Genomic DNA, 23,879 nt, shown 5'->3' with positions numbered 1-23,879 from the left:
TCGAATAAGCCTGTCCGGCGGGCATGAAACAGGGCACGCCCCCTCCGTGGGAGGGAGCGCGCCCGGGCGGGTCCTCAGCGCCTGACGCCCGCCGCCAGCTCGGCGCCCAGCTCGCGGACGGCCGCCAGACCGGAGTTCTCGTCGGGGGCGTCCAGGACGCGGCGGATGAACGCCGACCCCACGATGACGCCGTCGGCGTAGCCGGCGACCTCGGCGGCCTGCCGCCCGGTGCCGACGCCCAGGCCGACGCACACCGGCAGGGAGGTGTGCGGGCGGGTGCGCTCGACCAGGCCGTGCGCGGCCTCGCCGACCGATTCGCGGGCGCCGGTGACGCCCATCAGCGACGCCGCGTAGACGAAGCCGGTGCAGCTGTCGACGACGGCCTTGATGCGGGCCTCGGTGGAGCTGGGCGCGACCAGGAAGACCGTGTCGATCCCGGCCGAGGCGCTGGCCTCGCGCCAGGGACCGGCCTCCTCGGGGGTGAGGTCGGGCGTGATGGTGCCCACCCCGCCCGCGTTCGCCAGGTCCCGGGCGAAGCGGTCGGCGCCGTAGCGGTCGATCGGGTTCCAGTACGTCATGACCAGGGTGGCGGCACCGGTGGCGGCCACGCCCTCGACCGTGCGGAGCACGTCGGCGATGCGGGTGCCGTTGGTCAGCGCCCGGTGGACGGCGTCCTGGATCGTCGGGCCGTCCATCAGGGGGTCCGAGTAGGGCAGGCCGATCTCGATCACGTCGCAGCCCGCCTCCACCATCGCGGTGGCGACGGCGATCGCACCCTCCTTGCTGGGGAACCCGGCGGGCAGGTAGCCGATGAGGGCGGCGCGGTCGTCCGCCTTGGCCTTGGCGAACACCGTCTGGAGAGTCGTCATCGTTTACTTCCGTTGCGGTTCGTCCCCGCCGGCCGCCGGAGGGGAAGCAAGTCGGTCGTCAGAGGTTCAGAGGTTGAAGTACTTCATCGCGGTGCCCATGTCCTTGTCGCCCCGGCCCGAGAGGTTGACCAGGATCGTCGCCTCGGGACCCATCTCGCGGCCCAGCTTGAGGGCTCCGGCGAGCGCGTGCGAGGACTCGATCGCGGGGATGATGCCCTCGGTGCGGGCGAGCAGCGAGAAGGCGTCCATCGCCTCGGCGTCGGTGATGCCGTGGTAGGTGGCGCGGCCGCTGTCCTTGAGCCAGGCGTGCTCGGGACCGACGCCGGGGTAGTCGAGCCCGGCCGAGATCGAGTGCGACTCGACCGTCTGGCCCTCGTCGTCCTGCAGCACGTAGGTGCGCGAGCCGTGCAGCACGCCGATGGAGCCCTCGGTGAGGGTGAGGGCGTGCTCGCCGCTCTCCAGGCCCCGGCCGCCCGCCTCGTAGCCGTGCAGCTGGACGTCCTTGTCGTCGAGGAAGGCGTGGAAGATGCCGATGGCGTTCGATCCGCCGCCGACGGCGGCGGTGACCGCGTCGGGCAGCCTGCCGGTGAGCTCCAGCGTCTGGCGGCGGGCCTCGACGCCGATGATGCGGGCGAAGTCGCGGACGATCTCCGGGAACGGGTGCGGCCCGGCGATGGTGCCGAAGAGGTAGTGCGTACGGTCGACGTTGGCGACCCAGTCGCGGAACGCCTCGTTGATGGCGTCCTTGAGGGTCTGGCTGCCGTTGGTGACCGGGACGACGGTGGCGCCGAGCAGCTTCATGCGGGCGACGTTGAGCGCCTGGCGCTCGCAGTCGACGGCCCCCATGTAGATCACGCACTCCAGGCCCATCAGGGCGGCGGCGGTCGCGGTGGCGACGCCGTGCTGGCCGGCGCCGGTCTCGGCGATCACCCGCGTCTTGCCCAGGCGCTTGGTCAGCAGGGCCTGGCCGAGCACGTTGTTGATCTTGTGGGCGCCGGTGTGGGTCAGGTCCTCGCGCTTGAGGATGATCCGGGCGCCGCCCGCCTGCTCGGCGAAGCGCGGGACCTCGGTCAGCGTGGTCGGCCGCCCGGCGTAGGTGCGCAGCAGGTGGTCGAACTCCCGCAGGAACGCCACGTCGTTCTTCGCCCTGTCGTACTCCGCGGCGACCTCGTCCAGCGCCGGGATGAGCGCCTCGGGCACGTAGCGTCCGCCGAAGACGCCGAACTTGCCGTGGATGTCGGGGTCGTTGCCGTGGGCGGCGTTCCCCGCGAGGTCGGCGGTGGTGATGAGGGTTCCCTCGTGCGTTGTCACTGCTTACTGCCCCTCGGGTCGGGATGCTGGGTGGGCACCGGCGGTGACCAGGTCGACCACGGCGGCCCGCGGGTCCTTGCCGGTCACCAGGCTCTCGCCGACCAGGACGGCGTCGGCGCCCGCCCTGGCGTAGGCGAGCAGGTCGTGGGGGCCGCGCACGCCCGACTCGGCGATCTTGATGACGCCGTCGGGGATCTTCGGAGCCAGCTTGGCGAACACCTCGCGGTCGACCTCGAGGGTCTTGAGGTTCCGTGCGTTGATACCGATGATCTTGGCTCCGGCGGCGAGCGCCCGGTCGAGCTCCTCCTCGGTGTGCACCTCGACCAGCGGGGTCAGCCCGATCGACTCGGCCCGCTCGATCAGCGAGACCAGCGCGTTCTGGTCGAGCGCCGCGACGATCAGCAGCGCCAGGTCGGCACCGTAGGCGCGGGCCTCCCACAGCTGGTACGAGGTGACGATGAAGTCCTTGCGCAGCACCGGGATGTCGACGACGGCGCGCACGGCGGCCAGGTCGTCGAGGCTGCCGCCGAAGCGGCGCCGCTCGGTGAGCACGCTGATGACGTGCGCGCCGCCCGACTCGTAGTCGCCCGCCAGCGCGGCGGGGTCGGCGATCGCGGCCAGGGCGCCCTTGGACGGGCTGGAGCGCTTGACCTCGGCGATGACCGCCACCTGGTCGCCGCCCAGCGCCGCGTACGCGTCGCGGGGGGCGGGTGCCCGCCCGGCCCGCTCCTTGAGTTCGGCCAGCGTCACCCTCTCCTGCCGCTCGGCCAGATCGGCGCGGACTCCTTCGAGGATCTCCTCGAGCACGCTCACTTGCCCTCCTCGCGAAGTTCCGGGGCCAGGTTCGCGGACGCTGCCGTGTCCGTAGTTCGCTCGCTCCGCTCACTCACGAGTTAGGCCCCTCCCGAATCAACTGCCCTTGTTCCGCCGATGCTATCGGCCCTGCCGGGGTTGCCCGGCCACGGGGTGAGACCTATCGGTGACTATGGGGCCAGGAATTCCCCAAAAGGAAGATTTCGCACTATCCAAAACACGACCATCAAAGCGAGCAATAACCACACGTAGGCCGGGTGTATGGATTTCCTGGCGGGCGCGCCGCCGGATTTCCCGGCGGACCCGCCGGTGGACCAGGCGCGCAGCGCCCACCGGCCCCAGAGCACGACCAGCACCGGGATCGCGAGTACGACGAACGGGTTGAGCCCCAGGGCCGTCACGGGATCGCCGTGGACGAGCGCGTACACCGTCCGCAGGCCACCGCAGCCGGGGCAGTAGAGGCCGGTGAGCATGAGGAACGGGCAGGTCGGGTAGTGGCCGGGCTCGTTGGGGTCCACCGCCCCCACGAACGCCACCGCCGCGCCCGCCGCCAGCGCGGTGCCCAGCGGCGCCAGCACGGCCGTCGCGCGCGACCCGCGCGAACCCTCGATCTTGCCCGTCACCACGCCGTCACCATGCTGCCACCCCGCTGCCATCAGGGCCCGTCAGCACCCCTCACCGGTGTCCGGCCCTTCACCGGCCACCCTACCCACGGCCCACGCCACCCCCGGGTCATCGGGCCTTCGAGGCTTTCGGGGCTTGCGGGGCTTCCGGGGCCGTCAGGACTGTCGGGCGCGAACCTCGCGGGAACCGGAAACGGTCCCGGGAACCTGGCGGAACCGACAGCGTTCGCGGCCCCCTGTACGGGGCCGGAGCCGGTCGCGTGCCCTTGACGGGATCGGAGCCCGGCCACGAGGCGGGATCGGCATCGCTCACGGGCCGGTCAACGGAGTCGGAGCAGGTCACGAGGCGAGATCGGCGCCGCTCACGGGCCGGTCAACGGAGTCGGAGCAGGTCATGAGGCGGGATCGGCGCCGCTCGCGGGCCGGTGACGGCATCGGGGCGGGTCGTGAACCGGCACCGGACGTCCGGTGCCCGCGTCAGTAGCCCGTGCCGCTGCCGATGAGGGCGCCGACCCCGATCAGCCAGAAAAGCAACGCCACGCCCACCCAGCACAGGACGCTGAAGTAGGACAGGACCAGGCCCGCGATGGCCATGCCCCGGCCCTCCTCGCCCGTCCGCTTGATCTGTCCCAGCGAGATGTGGCCGAGCACCACGCCCACGAGCGAGGGGAGGCCGCAGATGAACAGTCCCGCGATGCCCATGATCAGCGAGGCGATGGCCATGCCGTTGTTGCCCCTGGGCGGCGGCGGCGCGCCGTACCCCCCGTAGGGGTCGTAGCCGCCAGCGGGCTTGCCGTAACCGGACTGGTCGTAACCGGGCTGGCCGTAACCGCCGTACCCTCCGGCGCCGTAACCGCCGGACGAATCGTGGCCGCCCGAGGGGCCGTAGCCGCCGGCCCCTGGGGTCTGGCCATAGCCATCCGAGTGATTGCCATAGCTCATGAATGACCCCCAATTATCCGAGTTGCGGGCGAAATCCTAGCGAAAATGCTCCGGAAAGGAGAGGCTCCGCCCACGCTTGTGAGCGCGTTGTGAGCAAGTCGTAGCCGAAAGCGCACGCCCGCGGCGTCCCTCCCTGGCGCTCGCGGGGGTCAGCGCTCGCGGGGGTCCGGGTCGACCGTGGGGTCGGTGCCCTCGTCGAGGGCGTCCCACAGTGCCCGCTCGCTGGGGGCGCTCCGAGCGGGAGCGGGACGGCTCGCGGCGCCGCCGGGTTCCGTTCCCTGACGGTCGTAGCGGCCGGACATGCCCGGCCAGCGCCCGCCGCGCAGGATCGCCGCCACCCCTCCGGCCAGCAGCAGGAGCCCCCCGGCGGAGGCGAGGATCGGCCAGACGACGGCCTGCGCGACCTGCGGGGCGGTGCCCGCGGACATCGGCGCCTGCTCGGCGGAGATCCGCAGCGCGGCGCTCGCGCCGCTCCCCCACCAGGAACCGGCGATCATCCCGACCCCGCCGAGCGCCATCACCGCTCCGACGAGCCCGCGCCACACGCCCCCCGTGGCCAGGACGGCGACCACCGCGGCGAGTGCCGCCCAGGCGGCGGGGCCGAGCGCGGGGGCCAGTTCGGCCGCGGAGACCGCCACCTCGCGGGTGTCGTACGTCACGGTGAACCAGTCGCGCCCGGCGGCGAGGAGCACCAGCGCGGCGCCCGCCGCGCACACGGCCAGCCAGGTGAACAGTTCCCGCCTGGCCGTCACGCCCGGGTCACCGTCAGCTCGTCGGCGTCGAAGCAGGTCCGGTCGCCGGTGTGGCAGGCGGCGCCCACCTGGTCGACCTTGAGCAGGATGGTGTCGCCGTCGCAGTCGAGCGCGGCGGACTTGACGTGCTGGACGTGGCCGGAGGTGTCGCCCTTCACCCAGTAGGCCCCGCGGCTGCGCGACCAGTAGGTGGCCCTGCCGGTGGTGAGCGTGCGGTGCAGCGCCTCGTCGTCCATCCAGGCGAGCATGAGCACCTCGCCGGTGTCGTACTGCTGGACGACGGCGGGAACCAGCCCGTCGGCGGTGCGCTTCAGCCGGGCCGCGATGGCGAGGTCAAGGGACATGCGGCAATTGTGCCGCAACCGGGGGGAGGGGTCGCGACCGGCCTTCGCTCCCCCGGCAGGCGGCTCAGTGGCGGCTCAGTGGCGGCTCAGTGGCGGCTCAGTGGCTGCGGTCGTCGTCGAGCACGTCAGCGGCGTGGACGACGATCCTGGGGTCGGGGGTGCCGACGATCTCGTGGTCCTTGTTGTCGTACTCGAACAGGCTCAGGACGTGGCGCATGGCCTCGATCCTGGCCCGCTTCTTGTCATTGCTCTTGATCACCGTCCACGGGGCCTCCTCCGTGTCGGTGTGGATGAACATGTCCTCCTTGGCGGCGGTGTAGTCCTCCCACTTGTCGAGCGACTCCAGGTCCATCGGCGACAGCTTCCACTGCCGTACCGGGTCGACCTGGCGGATCACGAACCGGGTGCGCTGCTCGGACCGCGAGACCGAGAACCAGAACTTCACCAGGTGGATGCCGTCGCGGACGAGCATCCGCTCGAACTCGGGGGCCTGCTCCAGGAACTCCAGGTACTCCTCGGGGGTGCAGAAGCCCATCACCCGCTCGACCCCGGCGCGGTTGTACCAGGAGCGGTCGAAGAAGACCATCTCCCCGGCGGCGGGCAGGTGGGAGATGTAGCGCTGGAAGTACCACTGGGTGCTCTCGCGCTCGCTCGGCTTCTCCAGCGCCACCACGTTCGCGCCCCGGGGGTTGAGGTGCTCCATGAAGCGCTTGATCGTGCCGCCCTTGCCCGCGGCGTCGCGCCCCTCGAAGAGGACGATCATGCGTCCCCCGGTGTCCTTGATCCAGTACTGGAGCTTGAGCAGCTCGATCTGGAGCAGCCGCTTGACCCGGTCGTACTCCGCCCGATCCATCCGCTCGCCGTAGGGATACTTCTCCCGCCAGGTGTCGACCGGGCTGCCGTCCTTGCGGACCAGAACGGGGTCGTCGTCGTCATCGTCGTTGACCCGCAGATCGGTCAGCTCGTCGAGCAGGTCACTGCGGTCTATCGCCGCGTGGACGTCCACCACGGGGAACTGGCTGTCCGACGGCTCCCCGCCAACCAACTCTGACATTCGGTCCCTTCCCTCGGGCGGGTGTGAGACCCGCCTCCGCCCTGCCTCTACCTCCCCCTGAGCAGGCTAATCCTCCCCGGACGCCCCTTTCTCCGCGGGTGATCCATCCCGCCGTCACGGGTGACGATCCGCTTCGACCAAAAACCTACTAAACAAGTAGGTCTTGACGGGATTGTGAACGTGTGTTGAAGTGATGCCGTGCGCCCAGAGTTCCAGCCGGCGGCGGGCGAGCACCTCGCCTGCCGCCGCGCCCGCCCCCTCCCCTGTCGCCGCTGACCCGCGCCGCCGCCGCCCTTCCGACCTTCCGGCACTCCGCCGGCGGAACGCGCCCCGGCACCCCCCCTCCACCCGGTACGACCCGGTACGACCAGCCAGAAAGGCCTCAACCATGCCCGTCGAATTCTCAGGCGCCGACGGCGGTGACACACACGATCTCCCCGCGACCCTCGCGAAGGCACCGCCCCCGGTGACGAACGGCCGGGGGCGCGGGTCCGCGTGGGGCCGGACCCGGCCCGGCCCCGCGCCCGCCCCCCGCGGACCCGGCGGGCCCCGCGTGATCCTGGCCGCCACTCCCCCGGCGGGCGGCCTCCCGGACGGCCCCGGAGACGCGGCCGCCGGCGAGCCCCCGCCGAAGGTGGTCACCACCCGCCACCCCGGGCGGTGGGTGGCGGCCCTGGGCGTCGCGGTGCTGCTGGCCATGGCGGTCAGCGCGCTGGTCACCAACCCGGCCTGGGAGTGGGAGGTCGTCGGGGAGTACCTGTTCGCGCCCTCGGTGCTGCGGTCGGTCGTGTTCACCCTGGAGCTGACCGCGCTGGGAATCGTCTTCGGCTTCCTGCTCGGCACGGTCCTGGCACTCATGCGGCTGTCGGGGAACCCGCTGCTCAGCTCGGTCGCCTGGGGCTACATCGCCCTGTTCCGATCGGTGCCGCTGATCCTGCAGCTGCTGTTCTGGTACAACCTGGCCCTGTTGTACCCGCGGCTCTCCTTCGGCGTGCCGTTCGGCCCGGCGTTCTTCGACATCGGGACGATGGACCTGATCGGCCCGGTCACCGCCGCCGCGCTGGGCCTGGCCCTGCACCAGGCCGCCTACGCCGCGGAGATCGTCCGGGCCGGGCTGCTCTCGGTGGAGCACGGCCAGCGGGAGGCGGCCGCGGCGCTGGGCATCCCCAAGACCAGGCAGCTGTTCCGGATCATCCTGCCGCAGGCCATGCGCTCGATCGTGCCGACCGCCGGAAACGAGATCATCGGCCTGGTCAAGGGCACCTCGGTCGTCTACATCATGGCCCTGCCCGAGCTCTTCTACCAGGTCCAGGTGATCTACAACCGCAACGGCAGGGTCATCGCCCTGCTGCTGGTGGCGACCATCTGGTATCTCGTCATGACCTCCGTGATGTCCCTCGCCCAGCACTACATCGAGCGCTACTACGGCAGGGGGCGCGCATGAGCGCCACGATGGTCGAGCTGCGGGACGTGCACAAGAGCTTCGGGTCGCTGGAGGTGCTGCGCGGAGTGGACCTGCGGGTCGCCGCGGGCGAGGTCACGGTGATCCTGGGCCCGTCGGGATCGGGGAAGTCCACGCTCCTGCGTACCGTCAACCACCTGGAGAAGGTGGACAGCGGTTCGGTCGGCGTCGACGGCGAGCTGGTCGGCTACCGCAGGTCCGGCGACAGGCTGTACGAGCTGCCCGAGCGCGAGATCCTCCGGCAGCGCACCAAGATCGGCTTCGTCTTCCAGAACTTCAACCTCTTCCCGCACCTGACCGTGCACCAGAACGTCACCGAGGCGCCCCGGTCGGCCCAGCGCAGGCCGAAGGCGGAGGTGGACGCGCTGGCGACCCGGCTGCTGGAGCGGGTCGGGCTCTCCGACAAGGCGCACTCCTACCCCCGCGAGCTCTCCGGCGGGCAGCAGCAGCGGGTGGCCATCGCCCGCGCCCTGGCCCTGGAGCCCAAGGTCATCCTCTTCGACGAGCCGACGTCCGCGCTGGACCCGGAGCTCGTCGGCGAGGTGCTCGACGTGGTCAAGGGCCTCGCCGGGAGCGGCACCACCATGATCGTCGTCACCCACGAGGTCGGCTTCGCCCGCGAGGTCGCCGACACCGTGGTCTTCATGGACGAGGGCCGGATCGTCGAGCGGGGCACTCCCGCCGAGGTGCTGGACGCCCCCCGGCACGAGCGCACCCGCCTCTTCCTCAGCAAGGTCCTCTGACTCCTCGCACAGACCTCTCACGAGGACCCCGCGCGAACCCCTCTCACGAGGACCCCCGCGAAGACCTCTCACGAAACCCCCGCGCGACGCCCTTTCGCGAAGCTCCCGCGCGAACCCCCGGCACGACCCACCACTCACCCGAGCAAGGACCGACATGTCGTTCATATCGAGGCTCACCCCCGCCGTCGCCGCCCTGCCTCTCCTCCTCGCCGTCGCCTGCGGCGGCACCGCCGCCCCGGCCGGTACGACGGACAGGGCCGCGGCCGACGCGGCCGGCGCGGCCGCCCCGGCCGCGGCCCCGTCCGGAACCGGCGGGACAAGGATCAACACCTCGCCCGAGCAGAACCGCGTCCGCGCCGAGAAGGTGGAGGCGATCGCCGCCAAGGTCCCCGAGGCGATCCGGTCCAAGGGCGCGCTGACCGCCGGGTTCAACGGCGAGGGCGCGCCGCCCCTGGTGTTCCTGGCCGACGACGACACCACCCTGGTCGGCGTGGAGACCGACCTCGCCCACCTGATCGCCGACGTGCTGGGCCTGCCCCTGAAGGAGGACAACACCTCCTGGGAGAACCTGTTCCTCGCGGTCAAGTCAGGCAAGTACGACCTGGTGCTCAACAACGTCACGGTGACGGAGGAGCGCAAGGACATCTACGACTTCGCCACCTACCGGGTGGACCAGCTCGCCTGGCAGGTCGGCGAGGACAGCCAGATCACCAAGATCGAGAAGCCCGCCGACATCGCCGGTCTGAACGTCTCCGTCGGCTCCGGCACCAACCAGGAGAAGATCCTGCTGGAGTGGGACGCGCAGAACCAGAAGGCCGGGCTCAAGGCCGCGAACATCCAGTACTACCAGAAGTACGGCGACGTCCTGCTCGCGCTGAAGTCCGGTCGCATCCAGGCCTACCTGGGCCCGAACCCTCCCATCGCCTACCAGGTCGCGGTGGGCGGCGACAGCAGGATCGTCGGCACGCTCTCGGGCGGCGGGTCGGTCGAGGGCCTGATCGCGGTCATGACCCTGAAGGGCAACGGCCTGGTCCAGCCGGTCAACGAGGCGATCAACACGCTCATCGGGAACGGCAAGTACGCCGAGGTGCTCAAGCGCTGGGGCCTGGACAACGAGGCGCTGCCCACCTCGAAGATCAACCCGCCCGGCCTGCCGAGGCAGCCGAAGTGACGATCGGCTCCGCGAGGCCCGCCGCCCCGGGCACCGGCCGTCCCCTTCGCCCAGCACCGGCCCCGTACACGAGGAACGCCCCACCTGCCCCGGACGAACCCTTCGAGGTGCGGCACGTGGCCGTCCGCGACCCCGCGGTCAGACCGCTCCTGGAGGACCTGCACCACGAGTACACCAGCCGGTACGGGCCCAACGAGGAGATCAACCGCTACCCCGACGAGCGGTTCGCCCCGGAGCACGGGGGCGCGTTCCTCATCCTCGTCGAGGACGGGCGGACCGTCGCCGGGGGCGCGTTCTTCCGTCACGACGAGGAGACCGCCGAGCTCAAGCGGATCTGGACCCACCCCGACCACCGCAGGCGCGGCCTGGGCGTCGTCGTCGTACGGGAGCTGGAGCGCGAGGCCGCGCGGCAGGGCTATCGCAGGATCTACCTGACCACCGGCCCCCGGCAGCCGGAGGCGGCCGGGCTGTATCTCTCGACCGGGTACACCCCGCTCTACGACCTGGCGGCCGACCCCGAGACGGTCGGCCCCCACCCCTTCGAGAAGATCGTCCCTCAGGGCCGCTAGGAGCGGGCGGCCGAGACCCAGGAGGCGTGCAGGTCGGCGTAGACACCGGGCCGTCGTACCAGCTCGGCGTGCGGGCCGCGCTGCACGATCCGCCCCTTGTCGAAGACGAACACCTCGTCCGCCGCCTCGGCGGTGGACAGCCGGTGGGCGATGGAGACGGCGGTGCGGCCCCGGGTCACGCCCTCCAGGGCGCGGGCCAGCCGCACCTCCGTCGCCGGGTCCACCGCCGAGGTGGCCTCGTCCAGCAGCAGCAGGTCGGGGTCGGCCAGGTAGGCGCGGGCGAGCGCGACGAGCTGGCGCTCGCCCGCCGACAGCGACTCGCCGCGCTGGCCGACCCTGGTCGACAGGTCGGCGGGCAGCCCCTCCAGCCAGTCGGTGAGCCCCAGCTCGGTCATGGCCAGCCGGATCTCCGCCTCGGTCGCCGAGGGGCGGCCGAAGGCGATGTTCTCCGCCAGGGTGCCGTCGAACAGGAAGCCGTCCTGCGGCACCATCACGATGCGGCTGCGCAGGGAGGAGAACCGGACGTCGCGCAGGTCGTGGCCGTCGACCGTGATCCGCCCCGAGACCGGGTCCATCAGGCGGGTGAGCAGCTTGGCGAAGGTCGTCTTGCCGGAACCGGTCTCCCCCACCACGGCGATCCGCGAGCGCGGCGGGATGTCCGCCGAGACCTCGCGCAGCACCGGGACCCCTCCGGGATAGGAGAACTCCACGTCCTGGAAGGAGACCGAGATGGGGCCGCGCGGCAGCTCGACGCCCTCCGGGCCCGGGTCGGCGACGTCGGCGGGGGTGTCGAGCACGCCCAGGATGCGCCGCCACCCGGCGACGGCGTTCTGCGCCTCGTTGAGCACCTCGGTGGCGATCTGCATCGGCGAGACGAACAGCGTGATGAGGAACAGGAAGGCGACCAGGCGCCCCTCGGTGATGTCCTCGGCCAGCCCGAGCCGTACCCCGACCAGCACCACGGCCGCCAGGGTGACGGCGGCGACGATCTCGGTCAGCGGGAACACGGTCGCGACGATCCGCTGGGTGCGGGCCTGCGCCGCCATGTTGGCGTCGATCGCGACGTCGAGCCGCTCGGCCGTACGGGCCTCGGAGCCGTGGGCCCTGATCACCGCCGCGCCCACGACCGACTCGCTGACGGCCGAGAGCATGTCGCCGGTGCGCTCGCGAACCCGCGTGTAGGCGCCGGACAGCCACCGCTGGAAGCGCGGCAGGACGACCATGAGCGGCAGGAAGCACAGCCACACCACCAGGGCGAGCTGCCAGGAGTAGACGAACATCAGCACGGTGGCGACCAGGAGCTGGCCCAGGGCGATGATGATCATCAGCCCGCCCCACTGCATGAACACGCTGATCTGGTCGACGTCGCCGGTGACCCGCGAGACGAGGGCGCCGCGCCGCTCGGAGTTCTGGGTGAGCACGGAGAGGTCGTGCACGTGCCGGAAGCCGCGCACCCTGAGCGTGGCGAGCGAGGACTCGGTGGCCCGGTAGAGGCGGACGTTCATCAGGTACGCGCACAGCGCGGTGAGCACCACGGCGGCGGCGCACAGCAGCACGGCGGTGCGGATGTAGGCCACGTCCGGGGCCCCTCCCCCGAGCCCCCTGTCGATGGTCTGCTGGACGGCGATCGGCACGATGATCTTGCCGACCGTGGCCACCACGGCCAGCGCGAGCGTCCCGGCCAGCCCCCTGCGGAACTCCGGTGTGAGCGACAGGCCGTGCCTGACGGTGGCCAGGCCCGAGCGTTCGACCCCCTGGAACGAGCTCACCGGCACCGCCCTCCCGGCGGGTTGTGCTTCCTCACGCGCTGACCTCTTCTTCTCGTCCGGCTTCGTCTCGTTCGGCGTCGAGCGCCTCGCGCTCGGCGCCCTGACGTTCGTAGGCGGTGACCAGGTTGCGGTAGCCCTCACAGCGGGCGATCAGCTCCGCGTGGCCGCCCCGGTCGACGACCCGGCCGTGGTCGAGGTAGACGACCTCGTCGGCCAGGGCGATGGTGGCCATCCGGTAGGCGATGACGACCACGGTGGAGACCTGGGCCGCGTCCCGCAGCCCGTACAGGATCCTCGCCTCGACCTGCGGGTCGACGCTGGAGGTGGCGTCGTCCAGGACGAGCAGCCTCGGGCGGCGCACCAGCGCGCGGGCCAGGGCGATCCGCTGGCGCTGGCCGCCCGACAGGGTGGTGCCGCGCTCGCCGACCCGGGTGTCCAGCCCCGAGGGCAGGGCGCTGACGAACCCCTCGGCCTGCGCCAGGCGCAGCGCCTCCCAGACGTCCTCGTCCCCGACCGGCCGGCCGAGGGTGACGTTGCCGCGTACGGTGTCGTCGAACAGGAACGTCTGCTGCGGCACCAGCGCCACCGCGTCGCTCACCCCGTTCCTGGCGACGTCGCGCAGGTCCGTGCCGTCCACCAGCACGACGCCCTCCGCCGGGTCGACCAGGCGGACGAGGGCCTGGGCGAGCGTCGACTTGCCCGACCCGGTGGGGCCGACCAGGGCGACGGTGCGGCCGGGCCCGACCTCCAGGCTCACCTCGCGCAGGACGGGGAACTCTCCGTCGCCGTACGCGTAACCGAGGGCGCGGACCTCCAGCCTGGCGGGGTCGGTGCCGGGCAGCTCGACGGCGCCGTGCTCCATGGAGCCGGTGGCGTCGAGCACGGCCCGGATCCGGTCGTAGCCGACCACGGCCCGGGGCAGCTCGGCGAGCACCCAGCCCAGCGCGCGGATCGGGAAGGCCAGCAGGGTGAACAGGTAGGCGACCTGGACGAGCACGCCCGAGCCGATCGCGCCGCTCTGCAGCCGCATCGCGCCGATCAGCAGCACGGCGAGCACGCCCAGGGTGGGCAGCGCCTCCAGCATCGGATCGAACAGGCCGCGGACCCGGCCCACGGCGATGTTGGCGTCGCGCAGCTCCTCGGCCTTGGCCTGGAACCTCGCGGTCTCCTCGTCCTCGCGGCCGAGGGTCTTGACGACCAGGGCGCCGTCGAAGCTCTCGTGGGCGATCTCGCTGACCTCGGCGCGCAGCTGCTGGGCGCGGGTGGCCAGCGGGTTGAGTTTGCGCTGGTAGACCAGGTTGAGCACGGCGATCGCGGGGAAGACGAGGAACCCGACGAGAGCGAGGACCGGGTCGGTGATCACCATCGCGACGGCGGCGGTCACCAGCATCACGACCACGCCGACGGCCATCGGCAGCGGGGCGAGCGGGGCCCAGGCGGCCTCCACGTCGGACCCGGCGTTCGACAGCAGCTGCCCGGTCGGGTGCCTGTGGTGCCAGGACAGGGGGAGCCTCAGATACTGGCGGGTGACGTCGCGGCGCGAGCGGGCCTGCATCCGATACTGCATGACCCCGGCGAAGTATCGTCGCCCGGCCACGCCCAGCGCCTTGAGCAGGGAGACCCCGAGGATGAGGAGCGCGCCGAGGGTGAGGGTGCCGGTCGTGATCCGCCCGTCCCTGAAGGCCGGGAGCACGACGTGGTCGGTGGCCCAGCCCAGTGCCCACGCCGCGGCGACGGTCATCACGCCGTACAGGGCGCTGGACAGCACCGCGGCGGAGAAGATCGACTTCTCCGCCCGGACGGCCACCCCCAGAACCCCCAGTCCCCTGCGCATGACTGCGGTGGTCATCTTGCTCGCCACGCGGGGGGTGTCCTTTCGACGGGGAACGTTGTTACCTAAGTCCCTATCACTGTGGATCATCCGGTTATTCCCGAACCACCTTCGGTTAGTGTCACGTTCACACCTCCGGTTGCTCGTACAACGGCTCGTTAGGATCTGAAATGAACTACGCCCGCGCCGAACGATCCGCGCTCAGCGACCTGTTCGCCCAGCTTGGCCCGGACGCTCCCACGCTCTGCGAGGGCTGGACCACCTTCGACCTCGCCGCCCACCTCGTCGTCCGCGAGAGCCGCCCCGACGCCGCCGGAGGCATCATGCTCAAGTCGCTGGCCGGGCACACCGCCAGGGTGCAGGAGTCCACGAAGACCAGGAAGGGGTACGCGGGCCTCGTCGAGCTCGTGCGTTCCGGGCCCCTGGGGCCCTACCGTCTGCCCGGCCTGGACGAGGCGGTCAACACGACGGAGCTCTTCGTCCACCACGAGGACGTACGGCGGGCGCAGCGGGTCTGGGAGCCGCGGGAGCTGCCCGCCGAGCTGGAGGAGAGGTTCTGGAAGCAGGTCCACCGCGGCGCCCGGATCTTCCTGCGCCGCTCTCCCGTGCGGGTGGTCCTGCACCGCGTCGGCGGGGGTGTCGCCATCGGCGGGCCCAAGGAGGGGCCGCAGGTCGAGGTGACGGGCACGGCCGGGGAACTGCTGCTGTTCTGCTTCGGCCGCCAGTCCCACGCCAAGGTCGACGTGAGCGGCGACGACGAGGCCGTGGCGAAGCTGATGGACGCCTCCCTGGGCGTCTGACCCTTGGGCGTCTGACCGTTGAGCGTCTGCCCTTGAGCATCTGACCGTTGAGCGTCTGCCCCCTGGGCGTCTGACCCTTGGGCGTCTGCCCCTTCAGGGTCTGAGCGGACGTCCGGGCGGGCACCCGGGTGTGGGCCGCTTCCCGGAAGCGGGAAGAGGTCGCGGGCGACGTCCCGGACCCCGCGGCCCGGACGCCGGCGGTGCGCGACCGCACCGGCCCGGCCGCCGGCCGACCCTCCGCCGGCCGTCGATCGGCCACCGGCCGGCGGCGGAAGGGGCCGAGGGGGCGAGGGGGCGGGGAGCCGGGAAGGCTAGCGGACGCCGTCGCCCCGGTCCCGGCTTCCGGCCTTCGCCAGGCCTCGGGCGATCATGTAGCCGACCGTGAGGATGGTGATGTACTTGATGGCGTGCTCCGCCCCGAAGGGGTCACCGTAGCCGCGCGAGTCGCCGCCGACCGCGAAGGCCGTGATCACGATCGCGACCAGGATGACGATGTAGGCGATGAACTCGGTCGTCTGAAATGCCGGTTTTGTCTCTGTGCTCACCCCGCGAGCGCCGACGTTCCGCGGTCGGTCACCGGGCTGGCCTGATCCGACGGACGATGTCATCGTCACCACTCCTTGCTTCTGAATAATTACTCATAGTTACGATACATCGACCAATTCCCCCCTTTTATCGTCACAAACGCCGCGCCGGCCACCCAAGATCGAGCAGACGCGCGCGCCGGTGAGGGGGTCGCCGGTGCGAAGCACCCCGAAGAGCCGGCGAACACCCTCGAACGGCACGCCCTTCCCGGCCCCCGGACGACACCCCTTCCCGGCCCGCCCGACACCCTCGAACGGCGCGCCTCCCCGACCGCCCCCGGCCCGCCCGACACCCTCGAACGGCGCGTCTCCCGGCCGCCCTCGAACCCGTCCGACGGCGAGATCACGCATTTGCCGACACCGATCGTCATACCGGAACCCCGGGCACGAACGACGCGTCCAGCCGGTCACCGGATCGGCGATGACCAGCAAAAACCACCCCCGTGATCGGCGTACGCACAACACCGGGCTACCCCTACCGGTATACCTGGCATTGAAGATTGGACAGGAGCCTCTCGCGACCGCACGATGGCGAGTGTGACCTATGCCAAACTCGTCACTGGACCGCGGCTCGCCACCGCGGGACGGGTATGATCATCAAAATCCGGGAGCCACCCGGGCCGCAGATGCCAAAGATCGATAAAATTCGGGTATATACGGCTGGGATTGGAACTGCCAGGAGGCCCCCATGCAGGTCAAGAAGATCGTCACCTACCTCGCGGTAGCTTTCGTGGTCTTCTATCTGTTCACCAAGCCCGCCGAGGCGGCGAGCGCGGTCAACGGAGTCTTCGACGGGATCATAAGAGGAGCGGACCAGTTGGCCCTGTTCTTCACCCGCGTGCTCACCTAATCGTCAGGCGGGCTCGCTCCCCGCCCCGAACCGCGTCACCCGCGCTCCCGGCTGCCCCACAGGGGAGCGCACCTCGCGTCGAACGCCATGCCGTCGGCCCCGCCGATCCCGGAAACGTATCCGGCTCCGCTGATCACGGAGACGTGTCCCGACGATCACCGGAAGCCGCCACGGCCCCCTCGTCCCCCGAACCGTCCACGAGGTCACATCCGCGCCCCGCCCTCCGAGGCCGCGCGGCCCCGCCGTACAGAGTGGTACGGAAACAGGGTGGTGAGAGACACCCGCGTGACATGACACGAAGGCCACCCGTACGGCGAACGTCCTGACCCGATCATGGATGACCCCGGAAGACATCACGGCACTTCCTTGATGACCTCTCCGGCACCCTTGGGGGAAAGTCCGTTTCTCGTACGGGGGATCGTTCATGCGCGGCAAGCAGGGGTCTCCCTGGATCGGGGTCATCGTCGCCGGAGCCGTCGTGTGCGGCGTGCAGGCGACCCCGGGAGTCGCCCTCGCGACCCCGGCACCGGACCCGCCCCCGGCGCCGCCCCCCGTTCAGGCCTCCGCCCAGACATCGGTCGGCGGCGAGTCCGGGCGGCCCGTCGCGGCGGGCGCCGTCGCAGGAGGCCCTGTCAGGGCAGACTCCTCGGGCCTCTCGGCACACCCGTCCCTCGGCCACTTCGGCGGCCCCGTCGACCGGCCGCTGCGGGGAAGGGTCACGCTGGCCAACCCGACCGGCGAGAGGATCGGCTTCAAGGTGCTCGACCCCACCCTGCTGCCCGCCGGGATCACCCTCGACGCCGACGGCCTGCTCGGCGGCACCTCCCGGACGCCCGGCACCTGGACGGTCCCGGTCGAGGCGTGCGTTCCCTCCGGCCGCTGCACCGCCGGCACGGTGACGATCGCCATCACCTGCGAGTGCGCCCGCCCGCTCCCCCCGTCTCCCTCCCTCACCGGCGCGCCCTGCTCCGCCGGTGACGTGACCACCGAATGACCACCTGCCCCAATCCCCCACTCGTCCCGGATCGTCCTCCGGGCGAGCGTCCCGGGTGCTTCCCCTCCCCCCGAGGACGTGTTACGCAGGAGGCATGGGAGATCAGCAGGTCATGACCGGCCCCCACCCGTTCGACGCCGCCGCGGCGCACCGCGTCGCCGAACGGGCCGACACCGAGGGCGTAGAGCTGGTCCGCTTCCTGTACGCCGACCACGGCGGCGTGATCAGGGGCAAGGCCGCCTCCCGCTCCCGGCTGGCCGAGCGGCTCCGTACCGGCATCGGGCACACCGTGGCGATGATGGCGATGAACATGCTCGACGAGCTCCAGGACGTCGAGGGCCTCGGCCCGGTGGGAGAGGTCCGCCTCGTCCCCGACCCGGCCACCTTCGTCCACCTGCCCTACGCTCCCGGCGCCGCGGCCATGCTGGCGGACCTGCGCCAGGTCGACGGCTCCCCCTGGCCCGTCTGCCCGCGCACCTTCCTGCGCGAGGCCGTCGCCGCCCTGGCCGCCGAGGGCCACGCCCTCGTCGCCGCCTACGAGCCCGAGTTCACCCTGGGCCACCGCGAGCCCGACCCCGCGGGCGGCCTGGACCGCCTGGTCCCCGCCGACGACAGCCTGTGTTACTCGTCCGTCGGCTTCAACCAGGTCCACGACTACACGATGGCCCTGGTCCGCGCCCTGGAGAGCCAGGGGCTGCGGCCCGAGCACTACCATCCCGAACTCGGCCACGGCCAGCACGAGCTGTCGATCCACCACGCCCCCGCCCTGCGCGCCGCCGACAACCAGGTGATCTACCGCGAGACGGTCAGGGGCGTCGCCGCCCGCATGTCGATGTGGGCCTCCCTCGCCCCCAAGCCCCTCGCCGACCAGGCGGGCAACGGCGCCCACCTCCACGTCTCCCTGTGGGATCCCGGACTGCGGGCCAACGCCTTCGCCGACCCCTCGGACCGCTACGGCATGTCGGCCACGGCCTACCGCTTCATCGGCGGCCTGCTCGCCCACCTCCCGGCGCTCACCGCGCTGACCTGCGGCTCGGTGAACGGCTTCCGGCGCCTGGCGCCGAGGTCGTGGGCGAGCGCGTACGCCTGCTACGGCATGGACAACCGCGAGGCGGCGGTGCGGATCTGCTCCCCCACGGGACGCGACGCCGCGGCGTCGGCCAACCTGGAGCTCAAGCCCTCCGACTCCTCGGCCAACCCCTACCTGTCGCTGGGCGCCGTCATCCACGCGGGCCTGGACGGCATCCGCCGCGGCCTCGACCCCGGCGACCCCGTCAACATCGACCCCGCCACCCTGCCCTCCGGACGCGTGCCCCGCCTCCCGTCCTCCCTGGACGAGGCGCTGGACGCCCTGGAGGCCGACGAGGTCCTCATGAACGCTCTGGGCCCCCTGCGCGCCTCCGCCTACCTGGCCGTCAAACGCTCCGAGGCCCGGACCTTCGCCGCCCAGGACGCCGCTTACGAGCTGTTCCACCACTTCCGGGTCTTCTAGGTCCTAATATCCGCACGTATGTGGGAGTGCGCGACAGAAGCACGACCGGAACGGCCCTGGCACTCGCCCTCCCGCTCGGCGGGTGCACCTCCGGAGGCGAGCGGGAGGCGACTCCGGTCCCGTACGTGACACCGTCGGCGCCGCTCCCCGAACCGCCGGCGTCATCGTCGTCGCCACCGCCGTCGTCACCGTCGTCGTCCCCCCGGCCCGCGTCGCGGCGGCCGCGGGGGTCACCGCCCGCCGAGGGGAAGGGCGGCCGCGACCCCGGCGACGTCGTGGTCGCCGACAGCGGCGGCCGCAACAACGAGTCGGGGTACGAGACCGAGCCGCCCCGGGTCGACGCCGTGATGACCGTCTGCTTCGGCGGGGCCCGGCGCGCGCCACAGGTGTTCGGGAACGTCGAAGCCCCGCGGACGATGGTGGCGGGAGACCACGACGGCGACGGACGGGACGAACTGCTGCTGAACTGGCGCCCCGTCAACCACGTCCCGGAATGGGGCTCGGCGACGTCCCCGTGGTGGGTGACGGACGGCGGCCGCGACGAGAACACCTTCGACACCGGTAACTGGTAGGGCAGGTCACCGGGCCCGCCGCACCACCACCGCTACAAGGCGGCCGGATAACCCGACGTGTCGATCGTCAGCAGCACCGGCTCCGGCATCGTGAACGGCTTGCCGAAAGGGCTGACGTTCTCGCGGGTGTAGCGGTTGACGTCGGGCTCGCTGAACACCCTGATGGTCTCGCGCTGACGATCGATGATCACGTAGACGGGGATCCTCATCGAGGCGTACGCCTCCGGCTTGTCGCCGTAGTCCTCGGAGCGGGTGTTCTTCGACACGACCTCGATGACCGCCGCCACGATCTCCTTGCGTACCGGGTTCTCGTCGTCACTGAGGCTTCCCGCAGGGATGATCACGATGTCGGGCTGCGGTCCCCGATGGTCACCCGGGGTCCCGACTCCCATGTCGGGAAGGGCCCACCAGCTGTCGGAGGGAATCTGACGGATCGTCTCGCTGACGATCAAATTGTGAAAGGCCGACGCGGACGCCTGCATCACGATCTTCCCGGCATACCACTCGACCTTGTAGCCGTCACGCTCCGCCGCCAGGGCGAGGAGCTCACTGAACGTTTTCGAATCATCTGACATCTCGACCCCTCCTCGCTGCGCCCGCGTCCAATGATGCCAGCGAACGAGCTGCGACACCGCATCGAACAGATCATCTTCAGGTCGTGGTGACCACGACTGTCGTAGCCGTCCACGAAGTCAGGCGAACCAAGACTTTCAGCCCATCAAAAGTCCAGATGCGTAGGAACCGCATACAGATCCCCAGGCTCGACGGCGACCTTCACCGGCAGGTGGCCGCCCTCGTCCCCGGCACCGCCGCCACCCCGCCCGGCCCCGTTCCCCTGACGATCGACCCCGGTACGCTCGCCTGACAGGCGGGCGCGTCACGTCCCCGCCGCGCGCGGGCCGATCACGTGCGGGGCGCGTCGGGGTAGCGGGCCCACAGGGGGGTGCGCCACTGCTGATAGTTGTCCGTGCGATCACAGGCCCGGAGGGTGAGTTCCGTTCCGGACTCGTACGACTCGCCCTCCACCCGGAGGCAGCGGCCGGTCAGGCGATGCCTGATCCCCCAGTACTGCCACTCGTTCCTGGTGTCCCGCGCTTCGAAGTCCCAGATCGCGTCGGCCGGAGGCTCCCCTGTCGGGCAGACCGGCCGCCGGACGACCCCCGCCGCGTCGTCGCCCGCCTGGGGGACCACGCAGCCGGACCCGTTGCGGATCACGTACGCCCCCGGCCCCGGGGAGACCTCCTGGTAGGTGAACGCCTGGTTGGGCTCGCCGTGGCAGTCCCAGCGCAGGAGCCGGCCGCCGGTGAAGGGAACGTCGACGCAGTCGCCGTTCTGGGCGCTGGCGATCGCGCTGCCCGTACCGGGCGGCAGGCCCCGGGTGATCTGCCAGTACTGGCCGATCCGGTCGGAACAGTCCTGCAGGACCAGTGCGACCCCGGGATCGCGGACCGTCTTCTCGATGTCGATGCACAGTTCGCCGCCGTGGGAGGCGATCCTGCTCCGGGAGGTGCCGTCGACCAGACGCCACAGTTGCCCGTCGGAGGCCTCGTCGCACAGGGAGTTGGTGAGATGGGAGGACCGGCGAGGGAGCCTGGCCTCCACGTCCAGGCAGAGCCTCGATTCGGCGTTGACGATCCGATGGTGCAGGATCCCCTCGTGCCGGACGGGCCGAAGATCCCAGCTGCGTGCGGGGTCCGGCTCCCTGTAGGCCAGCGACTCGCCGAGCCGGACCCGCTTCACCGGCTCGCCGCCGTAGACCATGGGCTGCCCCACCGCGAACCGGGAGACCACCGTGACCCCCCGCGCCTCGAAGTCGGGCGCGGACAGCGACCCGTACACGGCGACCGCACCCCACAGCGTGAACGCCACCGCCCCGGCGACGCAGAGCGCGACGGCGCCCTGGCGCGACACGCCGAACGACACCGGCACCACCGCCCCGGCCCCCGCCACCGCCTCGGGGCCGGCCCGATCCCGCTCCTGCCACCGGGCCAGGACTCCGGCCAGGATCAGCGCGCAGAGGAAGAACTCGACCCGGAACTCGACGTCACCGGTCGTCCAGTTGACGAACAGAGCGCCCAGAGTAATGACGAGCGCGTATTTCCCGGTATCGACAAAGCGTCGACCCCACACGAATCATCCCTTCTTTCTGGAATTCGCTGGAGCAGGCATATATAATCGCACCTGACATCATCGGACGAGAAACACGGGCGTCCGAAGAATCGCCGGAGACGACATCACCCGGCCGAGGTCATCACCATTCCGGCACAGCACACGATACGCCGCCCCGCCTCGCCCCGACCGGCGGTTCCGCGACGCCGACCAGGCCGAACCCGGCCATCCCGCACCGCCGAGGCGCTCGGCCACGCGAAGGCGGGCCGCGCCACCCGACGCCACCCGACGCCACGCGGCGCCCCGGGACGCGACGAGGTCGCGGGCGAGACGAAAGCCATTCACCGAACGTCGCGCACGAACCCTTCGTGACGCCGGCGAATCATTCGGCGATCCGCAGATCCGGTACGGTCGAAAACACCGCCGTCAGGCCGGGTGATGACAATTCCCGCGTTTCCCCCGCGCAAAGGAGCACGCCGTGCCCGAAACCCCTCAGGAGATCTTCGAGCGATACGTCCGGGCCGGAGCCATGACCCGGAACGCGCTGCACACCACCGCCGACCCCGACGTGTTCATCGCCGAGATCGACACCGTCTTCGACGGGGACGCCGGGCCCACGACCGTGTCGCTGGCGCAGATCTTCCGCCTCCGCGACGGGAAGATCGCCCTGCTACGCGACTACTTCGCCCCCGAGGAGGTGGAGTGAGAGGACGACGTCAGCGGACGGGATACCCCGCCCCGCGCAGCGTCTCCTTGACGTCACCGATCTTGAGCTGCCCGAAGTGGAACACCGACGCCGCCAGCACCGCGTCCGCCCCCGCCTCGACCGCGGGAGGGAAGTCGTCGACCGAACCGGCCCCGCCGCTGGCGATGATCGGAACCGACACCGCGGCCCGCACGGTCCGGATCAGCTCCAGGTCGTAGCCGTCGCGGGTGCCGTCACCGTCCATGGAGTTGAGCAGGATCTCCCCCACCCCGAGCTCCTCGCCCCGCCGGGCCCACTCCACCGCGTCGATGCCGGTGCCCCGGCGGCCGCCGTGCGTGGTCACCTCGAAACCGGACGGCGTCGGCGGGCCGTCGACGACCCGGCGGGCGTCCACCGACAGCACGATGCACTGCGCCCCGTACCGCCGCGACGCCTCGGTCAGCAGCTCGGGCCGGGCGATCGCGGCCGTGTTCAGGCTCACCTTGTCGGCGCCCGCCCGCAGCAGCTTGTCGACGTCCTCGACCGCGCGCACCCCCCCGCCCACGGTCAGCGGGATGAACACCTGCTCGGCCGTCCGGCTAACCACGTCGTACATCGTCGACCGGTCGGAGCTGGAGGCCGTGATGTCCAGGAACGTCAGCTCGTCGGCCCCCTCCGCGTCGTAGCGGCGGGCCAGCTCGACCGGGTCGCCCGCGTCGCGGAGGTTGTCGAAGTTGACGCCCTTGACCACCCGCCCGGCGTCCACGTCCAGGCAGGGAATCACTCGCACCGCGACAGTCATCTGCGAACCCCTCACGAGCTCACGGCGGCAAGGGCGTCTTCGAGGGTGAAGGCCTGCGCGTACAGGGCCTTGCCCACGATGGCCCCCTCGACGCCGATCGGGACCAGCGAGGCCAGCGCGCGCAGGTCGTCCAGGGACGAGACGCCGCCGCTGGCGACCACCGGCTTGTCGGTGCGGGAGCAGACCTCGCGCAGCAGGTCGAGGTTGGGGCCGCGCAGCGTGCCGTCCTTGGTGACGTCGGTGACGACGTAACGGGGGCAGCCGTCGCCCTCCAGGCGCTCGAGGACCTCCCACAGGTCGCCGCCCTCCTGGGTCCAGCCGCGGGCGGCCAGGGTCGTCCCCCGCACGTCCAGCCCGATCGCGATCCGGTCACCGTACTCAGAGATGATCTTGGCGCACCAGGCGGGGTTCTCCAGCGCCGCGGTGCCGATGTTCACCCGGCGGCAGCCGGTGGCCAGCGCGATCTCCAGGGAGGCGTCGTCACGGATGCCCCCGGACATCTCCACGTTGACGTCGAGCGCGCCGACCACGGTGGCGAGCAGCTCCCGGTTGCTGCCCCGGCCGAAGGCGGCGTCGAGGTCGACCAGGTGGATCCACTCGGCACCGGCCTCCTGCCAGGCGAGCGCCGCGGACAGGGGGTCGCCGTACGACGTCTCGGTGCCGGCCGCGCCCTGGACCAGGCGGACCGCCTGACCGTCGGCGACGTCCACGGCGGGAAGCAGCTCAAGCGACATCGGT

At 71.3% G+C, this 23,879-nt stretch carries 26 protein-coding genes; 11 read left to right on the top strand and 15 right to left on the bottom strand.

Annotated features, from left to right (window positions below):
* Positions 1–74: 74 nt before the first annotated feature.
* The 8 genes from trpA to ppk2 form a co-directional block, all read right to left on the bottom strand.
* Positions 75–869: a tryptophan synthase subunit alpha gene (trpA, locus tag AC5L38_RS06945; protein ID WP_495241904.1), complete on the bottom strand. Its 795-nt coding sequence runs from the start codon at positions 867–869 to the stop codon at positions 75–77.
* A gap of 66 nt (positions 870–935) precedes the next feature.
* The gene (gene trpB / locus AC5L38_RS06940; RefSeq protein ID WP_495242079.1) at positions 936–2,156 is read right to left on the bottom strand and encodes a tryptophan synthase subunit beta; all 1,221 of its coding nucleotides are present in this window, start codon (positions 2,154–2,156) and stop codon (positions 936–938) included.
* Positions 2,157–2,183: 27 nt separating this feature from the next.
* On the bottom strand, positions 2,184–2,993 hold the full coding sequence (gene trpC, locus AC5L38_RS06935) for an indole-3-glycerol phosphate synthase TrpC (protein WP_344743800.1): 810 nt from the start codon (positions 2,991–2,993) through the stop codon (positions 2,184–2,186).
* 170 nt (positions 2,994–3,163) lie between these two features.
* The gene (locus AC5L38_RS06930; RefSeq protein WP_495241903.1) at positions 3,164–3,649 is read right to left on the bottom strand and encodes a DUF2752 domain-containing protein; all 486 of its coding nucleotides are present in this window, start codon (positions 3,647–3,649) and stop codon (positions 3,164–3,166) included.
* 444 nt (positions 3,650–4,093) lie between these two features.
* Positions 4,094–4,558: a DUF4190 domain-containing protein gene (locus tag AC5L38_RS06925; RefSeq protein WP_495241902.1), complete on the bottom strand. Its 465-nt coding sequence runs from the start codon at positions 4,556–4,558 to the stop codon at positions 4,094–4,096.
* Between the two features lie 149 nt (positions 4,559–4,707).
* Positions 4,708–5,310: a TIGR02234 family membrane protein gene (locus AC5L38_RS06920; protein WP_495241901.1), complete on the bottom strand. Its 603-nt coding sequence runs from the start codon at positions 5,308–5,310 to the stop codon at positions 4,708–4,710.
* A complete protein-coding gene (gene hisI, locus AC5L38_RS06915) occupies positions 5,307–5,654 on the bottom strand; it encodes a phosphoribosyl-AMP cyclohydrolase (protein ID WP_344743796.1) in 348 nt (115 codons plus the stop codon). Before hisI ends, AC5L38_RS06920 begins: the two co-directional genes overlap by 4 nt.
* A 97-nt stretch (positions 5,655–5,751) precedes the next feature.
* Positions 5,752–6,708, bottom strand: a complete 957-nt coding sequence (ppk2, locus tag AC5L38_RS06910) for a polyphosphate kinase 2 (protein ID WP_495241900.1) — start codon at positions 6,706–6,708, stop codon at positions 5,752–5,754.
* A gap of 388 nt (positions 6,709–7,096) precedes the next feature.
* Here ppk2 and AC5L38_RS06905 point away from each other — a divergent pair, with 388 nt between their 5' ends.
* From AC5L38_RS06905 to AC5L38_RS06890, 4 genes are all read left to right on the top strand, one after another.
* Entirely contained in the window at positions 7,097–8,152 is a 1,056-nt protein-coding gene (locus AC5L38_RS06905) for an amino acid ABC transporter permease (RefSeq protein ID WP_495241899.1), read from the top strand.
* Positions 8,149–8,913, top strand: a complete 765-nt coding sequence (locus tag AC5L38_RS06900) for an amino acid ABC transporter ATP-binding protein (RefSeq protein ID WP_495241898.1) — start codon at positions 8,149–8,151, stop codon at positions 8,911–8,913. The genes AC5L38_RS06905 and AC5L38_RS06900 overlap by 4 nt, the downstream gene beginning before the upstream one ends.
* A gap of 154 nt (positions 8,914–9,067) precedes the next feature.
* On the top strand, positions 9,068–10,084 hold the full coding sequence (locus AC5L38_RS06895) for an ABC transporter substrate-binding protein (RefSeq protein ID WP_495241897.1): 1,017 nt from the start codon (positions 9,068–9,070) through the stop codon (positions 10,082–10,084).
* Between the two features lie 116 nt (positions 10,085–10,200).
* A complete protein-coding gene (locus AC5L38_RS06890) occupies positions 10,201–10,653 on the top strand; it encodes a GNAT family N-acetyltransferase (RefSeq protein WP_495241896.1) in 453 nt (150 codons plus the stop codon).
* On the opposite strand, the gene AC5L38_RS06885 is transcribed toward AC5L38_RS06890, so the two are convergent.
* Positions 10,650–12,422 carry an ABC transporter ATP-binding protein gene (locus tag AC5L38_RS06885; protein ID WP_495241895.1) on the bottom strand — a complete coding sequence of 591 codons (1,773 nt, stop codon included), beginning with the start codon at positions 12,420–12,422 and terminating at the stop codon, positions 10,650–10,652. The two genes, AC5L38_RS06890 and AC5L38_RS06885, sit on opposite strands and share 4 nt — an antisense overlap.
* Positions 12,423–12,453: 31 nt before the next feature.
* Positions 12,454–14,271, bottom strand: coding sequence for an ABC transporter ATP-binding protein (locus AC5L38_RS06880; RefSeq protein ID WP_495242078.1), 1,818 nt, complete (start codon positions 14,269–14,271; stop codon positions 12,454–12,456).
* A gap of 152 nt (positions 14,272–14,423) precedes the next feature.
* On the opposite strand from AC5L38_RS06880, the gene AC5L38_RS06875 reads away from it, so the two are divergent.
* Positions 14,424–15,053 carry a TIGR03085 family metal-binding protein gene (locus tag AC5L38_RS06875; RefSeq protein WP_495241894.1) on the top strand — a complete coding sequence of 210 codons (630 nt, stop codon included), beginning with the start codon at positions 14,424–14,426 and terminating at the stop codon, positions 15,051–15,053.
* Between the two features lie 311 nt (positions 15,054–15,364).
* On the opposite strand, the gene AC5L38_RS06870 is transcribed toward AC5L38_RS06875, so the two are convergent.
* Positions 15,365–15,598 (bottom strand): hypothetical protein, encoded by a 234-nt coding sequence (locus tag AC5L38_RS06870; RefSeq protein WP_495241893.1) that lies wholly within the window; start codon positions 15,596–15,598, stop codon positions 15,365–15,367.
* A gap of 727 nt (positions 15,599–16,325) precedes the next feature.
* On the opposite strand from AC5L38_RS06870, the gene AC5L38_RS06865 reads away from it, so the two are divergent.
* The 4 genes from AC5L38_RS06865 (at position 16,326) to AC5L38_RS06850 (ending at position 19,545) form a co-directional block, all read left to right on the top strand.
* Positions 16,326–16,487, top strand: a complete 162-nt coding sequence (locus AC5L38_RS06865; protein WP_495241892.1) for a hypothetical protein — start codon at positions 16,326–16,328, stop codon at positions 16,485–16,487.
* A 424-nt stretch (positions 16,488–16,911) separates the two neighbouring features.
* Positions 16,912–17,481, top strand: a complete 570-nt coding sequence (locus tag AC5L38_RS06860; protein ID WP_495241891.1) for a hypothetical protein — start codon at positions 16,912–16,914, stop codon at positions 17,479–17,481.
* Positions 17,482–17,575: 94 nt separating this feature from the next.
* Complete coding sequence (locus AC5L38_RS06855) at positions 17,576–18,973, top strand: glutamine synthetase family protein (protein WP_495241890.1); 1,398 nt, start codon at positions 17,576–17,578, stop codon at positions 18,971–18,973.
* A gap of 20 nt (positions 18,974–18,993) precedes the next feature.
* A complete protein-coding gene (locus AC5L38_RS06850) occupies positions 18,994–19,545 on the top strand; it encodes a hypothetical protein (RefSeq protein ID WP_495241889.1) in 552 nt (183 codons plus the stop codon).
* A 32-nt stretch (positions 19,546–19,577) separates the two neighbouring features.
* Here the strand turns inward: AC5L38_RS06850 and AC5L38_RS06845 are convergent, their stop codons facing one another.
* Positions 19,578–20,120, bottom strand: coding sequence for a Uma2 family endonuclease (locus tag AC5L38_RS06845; RefSeq protein ID WP_495241888.1), 543 nt, complete (start codon positions 20,118–20,120; stop codon positions 19,578–19,580).
* A 155-nt stretch (positions 20,121–20,275) separates the two neighbouring features.
* On the opposite strand from AC5L38_RS06845, the gene AC5L38_RS06840 reads away from it, so the two are divergent.
* The gene (locus AC5L38_RS06840) at positions 20,276–20,410 is read left to right on the top strand and encodes a hypothetical protein (RefSeq protein WP_495241887.1); all 135 of its coding nucleotides are present in this window, start codon (positions 20,276–20,278) and stop codon (positions 20,408–20,410) included.
* 38 nt (positions 20,411–20,448) lie between these two features.
* Here AC5L38_RS06840 and AC5L38_RS06835 read toward each other — a convergent pair whose 3' ends face one another.
* Positions 20,449–21,675, bottom strand: coding sequence for a ricin-type beta-trefoil lectin domain protein (locus AC5L38_RS06835; protein WP_495241886.1), 1,227 nt, complete (start codon positions 21,673–21,675; stop codon positions 20,449–20,451).
* A 457-nt stretch (positions 21,676–22,132) separates the two neighbouring features.
* On the opposite strand from AC5L38_RS06835, the gene AC5L38_RS06830 reads away from it, so the two are divergent.
* The gene (locus AC5L38_RS06830; RefSeq protein ID WP_495241885.1) at positions 22,133–22,360 is read left to right on the top strand and encodes a nuclear transport factor 2-like protein; all 228 of its coding nucleotides are present in this window, start codon (positions 22,133–22,135) and stop codon (positions 22,358–22,360) included.
* A 10-nt stretch (positions 22,361–22,370) separates the two neighbouring features.
* Here AC5L38_RS06830 and hisF read toward each other — a convergent pair whose 3' ends face one another.
* Both hisF and priA read right to left on the bottom strand, forming a co-directional pair.
* Positions 22,371–23,141, bottom strand: a complete 771-nt coding sequence (gene hisF, locus AC5L38_RS06825) for an imidazole glycerol phosphate synthase subunit HisF (RefSeq protein ID WP_495241884.1) — start codon at positions 23,139–23,141, stop codon at positions 22,371–22,373.
* 11 nt (positions 23,142–23,152) lie between these two features.
* A complete protein-coding gene (gene priA, locus AC5L38_RS06820; protein WP_495241883.1) occupies positions 23,153–23,875 on the bottom strand; it encodes a bifunctional 1-(5-phosphoribosyl)-5-((5-phosphoribosylamino)methylideneamino)imidazole-4-carboxamide isomerase/phosphoribosylanthranilate isomerase PriA in 723 nt (240 codons plus the stop codon).
* Between the last annotated feature and the right edge of the window lie 4 nt (positions 23,876–23,879).

The sequence above is a fragment of the Streptosporangium nanhuense genome (assembly GCF_059358815.1).
Note: the sequence above shows the minus strand (reverse complement) of the source record. Positions and strands in the feature narration are given on the sequence as shown.

Coding starts and splice junctions, on each gene's coding strand:
- trpA (WP_495241904.1), bottom strand. CDS start 869: ATGACGACTCTCCAGACGGTGTTCGCCAAGGCCAAGGCGGACGACCGC.
- AC5L38_RS06930 (WP_495241903.1), bottom strand. CDS start 3,649: ATGGCAGCGGGGTGGCAGCATGGTGACGGCGTGGTGACGGGCAAGATC.
- AC5L38_RS06925 (WP_495241902.1), bottom strand. CDS start 4,558: ATGAGCTATGGCAATCACTCGGATGGCTATGGCCAGACCCCAGGGGCC.
- hisI (WP_344743796.1), bottom strand. CDS start 5,654: ATGTCCCTTGACCTCGCCATCGCGGCCCGGCTGAAGCGCACCGCCGAC.
- ppk2 (WP_495241900.1), bottom strand. CDS start 6,708: ATGTCAGAGTTGGTTGGCGGGGAGCCGTCGGACAGCCAGTTCCCCGTG.
- AC5L38_RS06905 (WP_495241899.1), top strand. CDS start 7,097: ATGCCCGTCGAATTCTCAGGCGCCGACGGCGGTGACACACACGATCTC.
- AC5L38_RS06900 (WP_495241898.1), top strand. CDS start 8,149: ATGAGCGCCACGATGGTCGAGCTGCGGGACGTGCACAAGAGCTTCGGG.
- AC5L38_RS06895 (WP_495241897.1), top strand. CDS start 9,068: ATGTCGTTCATATCGAGGCTCACCCCCGCCGTCGCCGCCCTGCCTCTC.
- AC5L38_RS06880 (WP_495242078.1), bottom strand. CDS start 14,271: ATGACCACCGCAGTCATGCGCAGGGGACTGGGGGTTCTGGGGGTGGCC.
- AC5L38_RS06875 (WP_495241894.1), top strand. CDS start 14,424: ATGAACTACGCCCGCGCCGAACGATCCGCGCTCAGCGACCTGTTCGCC.
- AC5L38_RS06865 (WP_495241892.1), top strand. CDS start 16,326: ATGCAGGTCAAGAAGATCGTCACCTACCTCGCGGTAGCTTTCGTGGTC.
- AC5L38_RS06860 (WP_495241891.1), top strand. CDS start 16,912: ATGCGCGGCAAGCAGGGGTCTCCCTGGATCGGGGTCATCGTCGCCGGA.
- AC5L38_RS06855 (WP_495241890.1), top strand. CDS start 17,576: ATGGGAGATCAGCAGGTCATGACCGGCCCCCACCCGTTCGACGCCGCC.
- AC5L38_RS06845 (WP_495241888.1), bottom strand. CDS start 20,120: ATGTCAGATGATTCGAAAACGTTCAGTGAGCTCCTCGCCCTGGCGGCG.
- AC5L38_RS06840 (WP_495241887.1), top strand. CDS start 20,276: ATGCGTAGGAACCGCATACAGATCCCCAGGCTCGACGGCGACCTTCAC.
- hisF (WP_495241884.1), bottom strand. CDS start 23,141: ATGACTGTCGCGGTGCGAGTGATTCCCTGCCTGGACGTGGACGCCGGG.
- priA (WP_495241883.1), bottom strand. CDS start 23,875: ATGTCGCTTGAGCTGCTTCCCGCCGTGGACGTCGCCGACGGTCAGGCG.